The 13,985-nt window shown below is 41.1% G+C and carries 8 protein-coding genes; 2 read left to right on the forward strand and 6 right to left on the reverse strand.

The genetic code is table 11. The annotated features are described in order from the left end of the window. Positions 1 to 75 precede the first annotated feature (75 nt). From B4A24_RS06255 to B4A24_RS06270, 4 genes are all read right to left on the reverse strand, one after another. Positions 76 to 2,106 carry a heavy metal translocating P-type ATPase gene (locus B4A24_RS06255; RefSeq protein WP_293943617.1) on the reverse strand — a complete coding sequence of 677 codons (2,031 nt, stop codon included), beginning with the start codon at positions 2,104 to 2,106 and terminating at the stop codon, positions 76 to 78. Positions 2,107 to 2,143: 37 nt separating this feature from the next. Further along, on the reverse strand, positions 2,144 to 3,454 hold the full coding sequence (locus B4A24_RS06260; protein ID WP_293943619.1) for an efflux RND transporter periplasmic adaptor subunit: 1,311 nt from the start codon (positions 3,452 to 3,454) through the stop codon (positions 2,144 to 2,146). 11 nt (positions 3,455 to 3,465) lie between these two features. Beyond that, a complete protein-coding gene (locus B4A24_RS06265; RefSeq protein WP_409456470.1) occupies positions 3,466 to 7,743 on the reverse strand; it encodes a CusA/CzcA family heavy metal efflux RND transporter in 4,278 nt (1,425 codons plus the stop codon). Positions 7,744 to 7,949: 206 nt separating this feature from the next. Further along, the gene (locus tag B4A24_RS06270) at positions 7,950 to 8,279 is read right to left on the reverse strand and encodes a DUF6660 family protein (protein ID WP_293943623.1); all 330 of its coding nucleotides are present in this window, start codon (positions 8,277 to 8,279) and stop codon (positions 7,950 to 7,952) included. 665 nt (positions 8,280 to 8,944) lie between these two features. Between B4A24_RS06270 and B4A24_RS06275 the strand changes: the two genes are divergently transcribed. Then, positions 8,945 to 10,558, forward strand: coding sequence for a fimbrillin family protein (locus B4A24_RS06275; RefSeq protein ID WP_293943624.1), 1,614 nt, complete (start codon positions 8,945 to 8,947; stop codon positions 10,556 to 10,558). Between the two features lie 49 nt (positions 10,559 to 10,607). Next, positions 10,608 to 10,775, forward strand: coding sequence for a hypothetical protein (locus B4A24_RS06280; protein ID WP_293943626.1), 168 nt, complete (start codon positions 10,608 to 10,610; stop codon positions 10,773 to 10,775). An 84-nt stretch (positions 10,776 to 10,859) separates the two neighbouring features. On the opposite strand, the gene B4A24_RS06285 is transcribed toward B4A24_RS06280, so the two are convergent. Further along, positions 10,860 to 12,026: an alpha-hydroxy acid oxidase gene (locus tag B4A24_RS06285; RefSeq protein WP_293943628.1), complete on the reverse strand. Its 1,167-nt coding sequence runs from the start codon at positions 12,024 to 12,026 to the stop codon at positions 10,860 to 10,862. Positions 12,027 to 12,289: 263 nt separating this feature from the next. Further along, the gene (locus B4A24_RS06290) at positions 12,290 to 13,813 is read right to left on the reverse strand and encodes an FAD-dependent oxidoreductase (protein ID WP_293943630.1); all 1,524 of its coding nucleotides are present in this window, start codon (positions 13,811 to 13,813) and stop codon (positions 12,290 to 12,292) included. Positions 13,814 to 13,985: the final 172 nt, after the last annotated feature.

A 13,985-nucleotide genomic window follows, 5' to 3' on the forward strand; every position in this document is an offset into this window, starting at 1 on the left:
AAAAGCACCCGAAAGAAAACAAAGAGCCTTAGGGTGGTAAGGTGCTGGGTAAGTACATTATTAATAAAAACTGATTTAGAACTTCATCTTCTGAATTCGGATAGCATTCAATATTGCAATAAGCGAAACACCAACGTCTGCAAATACAGCCTCCCACATCGTTGCCAATCCTCCAGCACCAAGGATTAAAACAATACCCTTGACCATAAATGCTAGTCCAATATTTTGGTAAACTACTTTCTTTGTTTGTTTACCAATATTGATTGCCATGGGTATTTTAGAAGGCTTGTCATCTTGTATAACCACATCTGCAGTCTCGATCGTAGCATCACTTCCCAGTCCACCCATAGCGATTCCAACGTCGCTCAAAGCGACAACGGGTGCATCATTAACTCCATCACCGACAAAAGCGACACTTTCGTTTAGTGTTTTTATTTCCTTGATCTTGTTAACTTTATCTTCGGGAAGAAGATCCCCAAAAGCCTTATCAATACCGAGTTTCTTAGCCACATAAGTAACCACGGTACTCTTGTCGCCACTCAGCATGGTAGCTTTTACACCCAATTTATGTAACAGTTGTATCGTCATTGCGGCATCTTCTTTAATGCTATCTGCAATGGTAATAAAACCTACAAAACGGTTGTCGAGCGCTATGGCTATTGTCGTATAGACAATACCATTCGGGTCTATGTTATAAGCAATATTAAATTTGTCCAAAAGTTTAAAGTTGCCAACCAGAAGTACCTTTCCGTCTGCAGTTCCTTTTAGCCCGTGCCCGGGTATTTCCTCGACATCAGTAAGGCTGATGGTTTCATCTGGCTCGCCGACATATTCCTTGATTGCTGTAGCGACGGGATGGCTGCTATGGCTTTCAATTTTATTAACCAGTTTGAGTATAGCTTTTTCATCGAAACCTGATTCTAAACGAACTTCCTGCACTTTGAAAACACCTTCAGTCATGGTGCCAGTTTTGTCCATAACCACATGTTGGATCCCGGCCATAGCATCTAAAAAGTTACTGCCCTTAAATAAGATACCATTTCTGCTCGCGGCACCGATTCCTCCAAAATAACCTAGCGGTATAGAGATTACCAACGCACAGGGGCAAGAAATCACAAGAAATACAAGTGAGCGGTAGAGCCAGTCATTAAATATATATTGCGCAACAAAAATATAAGGGACAAGACAGATCATTATGGCTAAAAGTACGACAATGGGGGTGTATATTTTTGCGAATTTTCGAATAAAGAGTTCCGTTGGTGCCTTCTGCGAAGTTGCATTCTGCACCAGCTCTAGGATTTTGCTCAATTTACTGTCTTGGTATGCTGTTGTCACCTTTACCAAGCTCACGGTATTCATGTTAATCATCCCGGCCAGTACGACTTCACCTCTGGTTTTTGTATCTGGTTTACTTTCTCCTGTAAGTGCTGCTGTATTGAACGCAGCTGTATCGGAGATCAATTCACCATCCAAACCAAGTTTCTCTCCGGGTTTCAGCTGAATAATAGCACCGATAGCCACCATTTCTGCTTTAATGACTCGACTACTGTTCGCTTCCACAATAGTCACCTCGTCCGGGCGCTGATCTAGGAGCGCTTTAATATTGTTCTTGGCACGACTGACAGCCAATGTCTGAAATACTTCCCCTACCGCATAAAAAAGCATTACAGCAACACCCTCTGGGTATTCTTTAATTGCAAAAGCACCAATAGTGGCGATGCTCATCAGTAAGAATTCGGAGAAAATCTCTCCTTTTCCAATACTCTTCAATGCATCTTTAATCACTGGAAATCCTACCGGAATGTAAGCCAGTACATACCAAATGATCCGGATCCAACCCTTGAACCATTCCTGTGGTACCCAATTGTCCATTGCAATGGCTACAATCAGCAAGACAAATGAAATTATCGCTGGCAGAAAGAGCTGTAAGGTGCTACCTTCTGCCACTGAATGATCATGACCGTCATCATCACTGTGACTATGTGCCTGATCCTGGGTCGGCGCGCCCTGTATTAAACGTTGGGCGCCTGCCTGATTATATATTTTTTCCGTCTGTGTACAACAAAGTTGTTTACCTTGTGCATCATAAATATGTTTGTGTTCCATACCTTATCATGATTACTTCGTTAACAAATGCTACTACTTAATGTTCATGCCCACCTGTATTGCTCATCTTGGCATTGATAAAAAATGCTCCTTTCACAACAATCCTGGTTTGCGCAGGAATTTCCTGTACTGGTGTAATTGCTGTATATCCCAATGCTGAGACACCTTTTTGAATTTCAACCTTCTCGAAATTGACATTCTTACCCTGTTCAGTTGCGTGTTTAGCAGCTTCTGTTTCATTTTTATGTTCGTGCTTAGCCTCACCCTCATCATGTGCATGTCCATGATCATCGTGTCCTTCTTCATGCTCTTCGGCCTGTTTGCTTGTTTCTACGAAAATGTAGAACTTACCATCCGCTTCCACAATCGCGTCATTCGCAACTGCTGGAGCGGTGACATTATTGATCCCGATCATCCCTGTAATATTCATACCGTCTATCAGACCAACCTTGCTACCGATCACAGTGCTATGAACAGCAATTGTTTTACTATCATTTTCAAAAGATGAGCCTATCGTAAATACTCTAGCCGAATAGGTTTTATCGGGGTTGTTTGTCAACTGAAAATTAATAATCTGCCCAATCTTAACCATAGGGAGATCCTTTTCAAAAACCTGAAGATCAAGGTGCAATAGACTATTATCTATAATCTCAATAACCGGCGATGAAACATCCACATAGCTACCTATCTTGGCAAAGACATTGCTCACAGTGCCGTTAATCGGACTTGTCACCACGAGTGAAGCCCGCAAATTGGAAAGGCTCACACCATTGGGATTGATGCCCATCAGTTGAATCTGTTGTTGTAGCGATGCCTTTCTGGCGCGAAGACTATTGAAATCCGCTGTCGCAGACTGCAAGTTTTTCATTGCTCCAGCGTTGCCTTCATTGAGCTCTTGCTGTCTTGCCATCTCTTGTTCTGCAAGTGTAATTTTGCTTGCCAGAGCGACATATTCTTCCTGAAGCTGAATAAATTGCGGATTCGTAATGGTTGCTATGACCTGCCCTTTGCGCACAAAGTCACCTAGTTGCACATTTAACGTCTTAACAACGCCACCATACAAAGTTGTCGCATTGGCTTTGTTGTTATTGGGCACACTAAGTACGCCATTGGCTTTGATCGTCGCTGTCAGCTCCTTTTCCTCTATAGTTCCAAAAGCAATACCTACAGCTTTTATCTGTTGTTCACTCAATGCTGCTACAGTCACTGGTCCTTCGTTATGGTTTTCTTCGGTAGCACCTTTCCCTTCCTCCTTCTTGGCATCGCCAGCACCTTTTGAATCTGATCCGCAGCTATATAAAACTGTTGTAATCGCTAGTGCAAAAAATATTTTTATGATAACTCTCATTGTTGACTTATTTATTTATTATTGAAGTAATTGTATTGGATTGCCGATTGATTATACTGATTGAGCACATCTAAATAGTTCTGTCTGATACCGATCGCCTGACTTAAGAACTGGCTCATCTCCGCAAAACTTATTTCACCTGTTCTGTAACCAAGACTCGCGGCTTTGATGATGGCGTCAGCTTGCTTGAGGCCTGCGGATTCATAGAACTGCAACAGCGCAGTATTTTTCTCAATATCAGCCAATGCATTCACCTTATTCGTCTGAAAAACTTGTGTATCATATTCCAGTTGTCTTTGTTGCGCCTCCATTTCCGCGTTTGCAGCTTTTACCTTGCTTTTATAAGCGCCCAGGCCAAATACAGGAAATGATGCCGATATCGAGAAACCCGTAAAAGGATCTTTTGCTCCCCAAAGGCGTTGCGAAAAGAATCTGCCCGAAAACTCCGGCTTATTTGTGTTTTTCTGGACTGCGATATTGGAGGATGCGATATTGACATTCTGTTGTTGCAAAGCTAAAACAGGATGTGAGGCATTAACCGATGGATTTTGTACATCCACGTCCATTTTTATCTTTTCCAGCGATTGCTCTACAGGTAATATCCATTCATTGCGGTTGAGAAGCATCATCAATTGCTGCTGTTGAACCAACATATTTTTCTTATTTTGAATCAATTGAGCCTGCAACTCCCGTAATTTCGCCTCCGCGGCAATTTTATCCAATGCTGCGACATCTCCGGTTTTAAAACGTAATTCGGTCGCCTTAAACATCGCCGAGTAGATACTGTCCAACTCCACATAGAGCTTCTGTCTGTCTTGAAGATACCAGAGCTGATAATATGCTGTGCGCACATCTTTCTTAATATTGGCATTGAGTACTTCGGTATTCAGATTGGCATATTTTAGCTGTTGCTTAAAATATTCCTTTCGTGCCGCGTAGAGTCCCGGCCATGCAATGCTTTGCGTGATACCGATTTTCATGATCCCTGTCTTATCGCTGGGTCGGTAATCTTCATTCTCCACAAAAACACCCGTCTTTGGGATTTCATTCGCGGTCTTGACATTATAAGTTGCTCCGGTTATTTCAGCCTCATTGACCTGAAACTGGCGATTGCTCTTCAATGCCATATCGATAGCGTTGTCAATCCCGATCCGTTCCTGTGAAAAGCCCTTAAATCCAATGGTAGAAAATAGGAAAACCAATACCGTTGCAATGGTCTTACCCGCATTTCCTTTTTTCATATTCAGTTTTGAGTTAAAAATAATATACAGCAAAGGCAGTACAAACAACGTTAAGAAGGTTGCTGTTACCAGTCCGCCGATAACAACTGTCGCCAATGGTTTCTGAACTTCCGCGCCAGCACTCGTACTGATTGCCATCGGCAGAAAGCCCAGCGAAGCTACAGTAGCTGTCATAAGTACTGGGCGCAACCTTGTCAATGTACCCTCCTTCACGCGCTGAAAAATATCATCTATACCTTCCTTCTTCAGCTGGTTGAAAGTCCCGATCAGTACAATACCATTTAGTACAGCAACACCAAACAAAGCAATAAAACCGATTCCGGCACTGATGCTGAAAGGCATATCGCGGAGCATCAGGGCAAAAACACCACCAATTGCACTCATTGGAATGGCGGTAAAGATCAGCGCTGCTTGCTTAAAGGAATGGAATGTGAAATACAATAGCATAAAGATCAGTAAGAGGGAAACAGGCACTGCAATCATCAGACGAGCGCTTGCTTTCTGTAAATTCTCAAACTGGCCTCCATAGGTGAAATAATAGCCTGCTGGCAGTTTGACCTTCGTTGACAGTTGCTGCTGAATATCTTTGACCACACTTTCCACATCTCTACCAGCGACATTAAACCCGATCACGATCCTTCGTTTGCCAGCTTCTCTACTGATCTGGGCAGGCCCAAGTTTGTAGTCAATTGTAGCTACTTGCGAGAGTGGGATCTGAATACCTGTGTCAGTTGGAATCATCAGATTGCGTACATCATCTATACTATTGCGGTGTGTCGTATCCAGGCGAACAACTAGGTCAAAACGACGTTCATTTTCATAAATCTGTCCAGTACTGCGACCAGCGAAAGCCGTACTTACCACATCATTGACATCTTGAATCGTAAGACCGTAATTCGCAATGCGTGTACGATCATATACAATATTGATCTGTGGTAGCCCCGACACGCGCTCCACTTGCGGGGAACTAGCACCTTTAACGGACTGAATCTGTGCTGCCGCGATATTCGCATAAGATGCCAGAGAGTCGATATTTTCACCGAAAATCTTCACGGCAACATCCTGACGGATTCCTGTCATTAACTCATTGAATCGCATCTGTATTGGCTGGTTCTTTTCAAAGAAAACACCCGGGATAACTTCCAGTTTTTCAAGGATCGCTGCGCCGAGTTCATTATAACTTCGGCCGGAATTCCATTCCTTCTGGGGTTTCAGTACGACCATCAAATCGGTCGCTTCCGGTGGCATAGGATCCGTCGGTACTTCCGCCGCTCCGGTTTTGCCAACAACCATTTTTACTTCGTCAAACTCCTTAATGATACGGGAAGCCTGCATGGAAGTTTCTATACTTTGTGAAAGCGAGCTTCCCTGTGGTAATATACAGTGAAAGGCATAATCCCCTTCCTGCAACTGCGGGATAAACTCCCCCCCCATATTTTTAAAGAAGAAAACAGATAGGACAAAGAAAGCGACTGTCAAGCTGACGATAAAATATTTGAAACGGATAGCTTTCTGCAATAAAGGCGCATAGATGCGCTGAAGTTTTTCGATAAAACGGTCACTGAAAGTCTTCTTGTCGAGATGCTTTTTAGGTAAAAACAGGGCACACATCATTGGAATGTAAGTCAGCGAAAGGATAAGCGCTCCAAAAATCGCAAAACCTACTGTCTGTGCCATAGGGCGGAACATTTTTCCTTCTACGCCTACTAACGTCAATATAGGTATATAAACAATTAGGATGATAATCTCGCCAAAGGCGGTACTGGTCCGTATTTTTGAGGCCGATTCAAACACCTCATGGTCCATTTCCGACTGTGTCAGCTTTTCGGTAGACTTGCGTAATCCCAAATGGTGAAGTGTGGCTTCAACGATAATGACTGCACCATCCACAATGAGGCCAAAATCTATAGCTCCCAAACTCATTAAATTGGCACTTACGCCAAACACGTTCATCAGTCCCAAAGCAAATAGTAGGGATAATGGAATGGCTGATGCGACAATAAGACCCGCACGGAGATTGCCTAAAAATAGTACCAATACAAATATCACAATCAACGCCCCTTCTATGAGGTTCTTTTCAACAGTGCCTATAGCCCGGTTGACCAGATCTGTGCGATCTAGATAAGGTTCGATGACCACATCATTGGGCAGGGATTTTTGGATTGTAGGCAGTTTATCTTTTACCCGTTTGACCACCTCATTGCTGTTCTCGCCCTTGAGCATCATTACCACGCCCCCTACGGCATCCACTTCGCCATTATAAGTAAGGGCCCCATATCTGACGGCATGTCCAAAACGTACATCAGCCACGTCCTTCACATAAATAGGTACGGTGCCAGATTTTTTGATGGCGATATTTTTGACATCTTCCAGTGATGTTGCGAGTCCAATGCCACGGATGAAGTAAGCATTCGGCTTTTTGTCGATATAAGCACCACCTGTATTTTGATTATTTTTTTCTAACGCAGTAAAGATCTCTGGTATGCTGATATTCATCGCTTTCAGGCGATTCGGGTCAACAGCTACTTCATATTGTTTCAGTTCACCGCCAAAGCTATTGACCTCAGCAATTCCAGGGGTACCATAGAGCTGACGGGCCACGATCCAATCCTGCATTGTCCGGAGGTCCTTTGCATTATACTTGCCCTCGCTGCCCTTCTTGGGGTGGATGATATATTGGTACACCTCTCCTAAGCCCGTACTGACAGGTGCTAACTCAGGCTTACCAATACCTTGGGGGATTTGGTCTACGGCCTCTTTTATACGTTCACTGATGAGCTGCCGCGCAAAGTAAATGTCTACATCCTCTTGAAAAACGACAGTAATTACCGAGAGCCCAAAACGGGATATACTTCTGATTTCCTCAATTTTTGGTACCGTAGCGATACTTTGTTCAATTGGGAAAGTAACTAATTGTTCGACTTCCTGCCCTGCCAAGGTTGGACAAGAAGTAAATATTTGAACTTGATTATTGGTGATGTCAGGAACTGCATCTATCGGTAGTTTTGTTGCGCTCCAGCTGCCCCAGATAATAAGTAATAAAGTCATTAAGACAATAATGATCTTATTCTTGATGCTAAATTTAATTATACTATCTAACACAATATATTTGATTAATGCTTAAATAATAGATATATAGAATATCTTATTTCCTTGTAACAATAAAATGCTACAGCTAAATATAACCAGCTAACATTCGTTGGAAAAAGGAATTTTTCCAACGATTTTAGTGTACAGTTATTAAAAAATTGAAATTAAGCATCTACCTTGGGCGGTTGCCAGATAGTTCCGAAGTAGTTAGATAGAATAGGTGTGTCGAGAACCGGCATACGATTATTAAAATAAATCGAAATCGGAATACCTGCAAGTTTTGGTAGTTGATATTCAAATACCGTAATATTTCCGCTACAGCAGTTGCAATAGCAAAAAATTGAACAGGCATCGGTGGTATCTTCACTATGATTATGAGGTTCGTTTAATTGTGCTTCCATAGCTGTTCCATCGGTGCGAATGTTCGCATCACTGCATGGGACAAAGGAAAGTCCCAAAATATAGGTGATCAGTATGATAACAGTTAACCTCATTGTTATACAAATTTAGAAAAATATTTTAAAAATTTATTTTTTGACAATAATTGCACCATTAAATTGAACTAAACGGAGAGGAAACACTGCAACGACCAACAATAAACAGCTACTATTCTAATGGCTCAGCTTAGAATTTGTGCCTGATAACAAATCAGCTTCATGTAATTAAGATCAGTTCTTCATATAAAGTTATGAATTGATATATCAAGGTTGTACGCATTATGCTCCTATGCGTAGCTATAGATGATCTGTACATTAGCCAATTTTAGGGAGGTCCTGAAATTTTTTTTGGTTATATCCTCATATCCGTTTGACGCACTCTATCTCCAAAGAATAAATTAGAATATTAATTTATACGAAAATTATAACCCAATAAAATTTTAAATAAAACAATAAATAATCCTTTTTAGATGCTATAAGCTAATGTTTAAACACTTTTGTTGATTTGTAGAATTTTCACTACAGTAAAAAATACTTATTGAGAATAATAATGATTAAATAAGATGCTATATATATAATTGCACAAATAAATTTTAATACTGATTAGCATAAAAAAGATGTGATTCAAGTAAATGTTAACTCTATTGATAAATTAGTAATAATACAATAATAATTCATTCAAAATCATTGGAAAACGAAGTAAAATCAAAATGTCTACTAACATGAAAATGAAACATTACCGCAATTTTAAAAATTTTATAATGCTGGGATGCGTTATACTAGCTGCTTCAACTCTTTATTCTTGTAAAAAGAGTGGTGAAAACACAATCGCGGCCGAACAAACGATGGTCAAGATCAATCTACAGGGGGTTGCGGCTTACATTGAAGGTGAGGGCAACGCTGTAGGACAGAAGCAAGGTTCCGTTAGCGCTTCCGCTGCAAGGGACGCTTCTGAGGTACAGGAAATGACCGTTCCTTTCGGCAATGGCACTTCCATCGATGTTGTACTGACAAACAGCTCGGCTGCAGCAGTTAAAAAGGGATTGGTTGCTTCATCAAGTACCACAGCTACAACGCCTCAGGTGAGCGAAAAACCTTTGGATACCGGTGTGAAATACAAAGTTGTTGTTTATGATGAACAAGGTAATTACGTTACTGAGAAAACGTATAGTTATGGCGGAGAAGCAGTTGCCGAAGGTATTGTTCTTGATGCCGGAAAAACGTATACTTTTATTGCCTATTCGACAAATAGCACAAGTACGGTGCCAAGTATCAATAGCCAAGGTACATTATCGTCAGCGAGTCTTAACAATATCAGTGGCGATTTGATGTATTTTGCAAGCAAGCAGAAACTAAACAGTGGAGTGAACAACTTAAACGTTGTTTTAAAACACCGCTTCAGTCAAATCACAACAACGTTGACAATGGATGCGAATATGACTGGTGCCATTACCAAGATTGAAAATGCGGTATTTAAACCAAGTCATCTATCTGCTAACCTAAAACTTTCGGATGAAGCGCTTACATACAATGGATTAAATGATGCTGGTGTACTTGCGCAATTTCCTGCTTTGGGGATAGGGTTACGTACAGTAGTTAGCACTCCTTCCCTATTGATCCACCCCGCAACAAATGCAGGAACCTTAAAATTGGGAAGCTTAACCATCGATGGCGAGACCAAGTCAAACGTGACTATCCCAAATGTAAATATCAATCCGGGACAAAAATACGATCTGAAGCTTAATTTCAAAACTTGTACACAAGATGTGACTAGTGATGGATTAAACTGGAGCTATCCCGCAGTAACTGTTGGTGGCAAAACCGGAATCCGGGTTGACGGCGTATTTTATAGAAACGGTACCACAATCTCCAAAAACTTCACTGCCCCTGCTGCAGACTACGGGTTTGTGTTTGACATCACCGAGTTGGATAATGCTTTCAATATGGAAATTAATGGTGTGAAATTGGCGAAGAATGAAATCCAATTTGAAGTTGGTGCGTCTTCAGCACAGAATATCCAATTCCTTGACGGAAGTAAATATGCGGGAACAAATGTGCAAACAAACAAAAGAATTGATCAAGTCTATAATATGCAGGGAACAGCAGCTAATCCATTGATCAAGCTTGTGATCAGTAGAACAGGCAAAGTGACTATGTTTGGCAGTAAAACCAGTGGTGGACCGTTATATGAGCTTGTACTGGTCAATGGTAATGCCTTCAATACTTTTCCTTGGGGAAGTACACAGAGTAATGCTGTTAAAGTAACTCAACTTGTGGATGGCCGTACAATTATTAAAGGCGTGGGTGCTGGTAAGAAGAAAATACCTTGTAGCTAAACGAAGGAATAGATTTTAAAAACACACATAATTCATTAAATAAAAGACTATGAAAAAGAAAATGGCCTATATCGTCCCTCAGGTTAAAGTACAACTGATCGAACTTGAGCAAGGCATAGCTGCCGGTTCAGCAACTGCAAGACCCGAAGACTCCAACGGTCAAGTCAATGAACAATGGGGGCTTGGAGACAACGACAATCGTACAATAGACTGGTAAGCGATATTATCATCAAGCAAAAAGCCGAATTAAACACAATATGATCTGTGTTTAATTCGGCTTTTAATTTATTGTTTCGCAATGTTACAATACCTTCTGTAATCGTTTTGAAAATTCGTTTATTTTTGAAATGCTAAGCTGTTTCATCACTTGAAACAGGTGAGCTTTGAACATATTGATGGTATGTTCGCCACCAGCATTTCCTAGGGCACCTACGCCATACATAAATGGTCGCCCCATAAAGTTAAAGTCAGACCCCACTGCATGTGCACGGGCCAAGTCCACCCCAGAGCGTATACCACCGTCCAGCATAATTTTGATTTTGTTTTTATACTCGGGGTTGTTTGTGAGATGAATTAGCGAATTGATTGATGATTCGCTGGCGTCAAGCTGTCTGCCCCCGTGATTTGAAACGATAACCCCGTCTACACCCAGGGCAATAGCAGCCTGCATATCTTCATCAGTTGCAATTCCTTTTAAGACCAGCGGTCCTTTCCATAAGTCCCGAATAGCTTTAATCTTTTCCTTATCAACTTTACCGGTGAAAGTTCTGTTCATAAATTGTCCCAATTGTGCAAGATCCAGCCCCTTTTCCATATAAGGTTTTAAGGTTGCAAAAGATGGAATTCCATGTCGAAGTGTTTCGATGCCCCAAATCGGGCAAGCAAATGTTTGTAAGATATTCGCGATATTCATTTTTGGGGGCATGGACAAGCCGCTTTTAATCTCTTTATAGCGAAGTCCAAAGGCAGGAACATCGACCAAAACGACAAGTACGGGGCATTCGACCGCCGTCAGTCGCCTTAAAATATCATCACGCAATTTGTTCTCTGTAGGGTGATAAAGTTGAAACCAAGCTTTTCCTCCTGATACTTCGGCAATGCGCTCGATACTGCTTGTCGATACGGTACTCAAAATATAAGGAATATCATTTTCGGCAGCTGCTTTTGCCAAAATTTCTGGCGCATTTGGCCACATCAAGCCCTGTAAGCCAATTGGTGAAATGCCAAATGGTGCACTATAGCGGCGACCAAAGAGCTCTACGGACATATCAATTTCCTCACTCACCTGAAGGTATTGCGGTTTTAATAAAATATTGTCAAAATCATTTTCGTTCCGAGCAAGATTGAGCTCTTCGTTGGCACCCCCTATTAAATAGTCGAATGCAAATTTTGGAATTCTTTTCTTTGCTTGTCTTCTTAAATCTTCAACAGCAGGAAATCGCGTATTGTACGTAAACTTTTGGCTCATGATTGATGTATTAAATATTAGCAGTGATTTATCTGCGCGCCAAATATACTATATAATTTGAAAATTGTTAGGTATTTGACCAATATTCTCACATCGATTTTGTCGTTGGCTGATTCAGTTGTGCCACGGCTAGGAAAGTCCACACCTATAATGCTGGGCCTTTGAATAGTAAAAAGTTGGACTAAAATTCTTTATCATCGTGCTTGCCGGATGCTCCAAATCGCGCTAAGTAGGAAATATAGCATCATCAAAAGTATAGATAGCTATTTGAAATCTAACCCCTCCAATCTTCTTAGGCCAGAAGTTGCTGGGCCGTTCAAAAGTTTACCCTCAATATCAAAACGGGAACCGTGACAAGGACAATCCCAAGATTTTTCGGAAGGATTCCAGCTAACTGTACACCCCATGTGGGGACAGATCGAACTCAAACAATGTAGAGTCCCCCCATCATCACAATACACCGCGAATCTTTTACCTTCATAGTTGACAATCTTACCCTCACCGACAGTAATATCTTCCATTGCTTTAATTTTTTCCGCCGACAATTTATCCATTATAAAGTGCTTCGAAGCGCTCCATCCTTCAGACAATACACTTTTCACACTGGCGATCGGTTTTATACGAGAAGGCGATAGCAATTTTGATAAAGGAGTCTCCTTTTGCTCTAGTAAATCAGGAATCACTAATGATGCCATTGATCCAAAGGTCATTCCATTTCCGCCATATCCAGTAGCAATATATACGTTATCTTCATTAGGCATGCGGCCGATATAAGGTAATCCGTCTGCCGATACATAATATTGAGAAGACCATTGTGCAATAAGTTTATCGTATTCAAAATGCTTATCGACCAAAGCCTTTAAATCGCTAAAATGTTGCGCTGTATTTTTTTCATCACCCGTTTTATGATCAAACCCACCTGCAATCAGATAGTATTTGTCTTCCGTACGATGGTAGCGAAAATAATGGTAGGGATCATAAAGATCTGCGGTCTGTGCAAGCATTTTTGGGGCTCGGCTAACTTGCACGGTGAGGGCATAACTGCGATAAGGTGCGACTAACAAACCAAACCTATTATCCCCCGGAGGCACGTGTGTTGCCCAAATAATATTTTTTGCGGAGTGGATACCTGAGCCAGTCGTTTTCAAGGTAACCATACCATCCTTATTCATATAATCACAAATGGATTGATTTAACAATACAGCACCCCCATTTTCACAGAATGCTTCCAATAATCCTTCTATATATTTTAAAGGATGAAATTGCCCCTGCCCCTCAATTCTGATTGCTTTTTCAAAAGGCAAACTAAAAGGGATGGTATTACATTCGGTCGTTTTTATTCCCAATTGTTGGTGAGCAGCGCGAATCTTATCAAGTTGTTCATTTTGAGCTTGCTCGGCACTGAAAAGAAAGAAGTCACATGCGTTGTACTCACAATTTATTCCATACCTCGAAATATTCGTCTTAATATAGTTTAACGTATTATCTGTGCTTTGGACCAACAGCTGAGCAGCGTCTTCGCCAAAGCTATTTATGATTTCATCGTAGGATGCGTCGTAGAAGTTATTGATGTGCGCAGTTGTTCCCCCTGTCGTTCCAAAGCCTGGATTTTCTTTATCTAACAGTAAACATTTTATTCCCCTATTTTGAAGCTCCTTTACTAAGGTTATGCCAGTGATACCTGCACCTACAACAATAGTATCAAACGTCACATCTGTTAAATTAGTCGAAAATTTTTGGCTATCCGTAGTTTGCCAAAAGCTCTTATTATTACCGTCGCGTTTCATATAAGATTCATTTAAAGGCTGGGAGCTATAGATACCCAGATTTTGATGGTATAACTAATTATGATTTCTATTAAGAACCACAGCACTAAGCAATCGTTTCTGATTTAAATACGTAAAATAAAGAAAAAATACGTCTTCGTCTATAGCATCAAACCAAGCGCATATTGGCATT

The sequence above is a fragment of the Sphingobacterium sp. UBA7249 genome (assembly GCF_002472835.1).
Lineage (GTDB): Bacteria > Bacteroidota > Bacteroidia > Sphingobacteriales > Sphingobacteriaceae > Sphingobacterium > Sphingobacterium prati.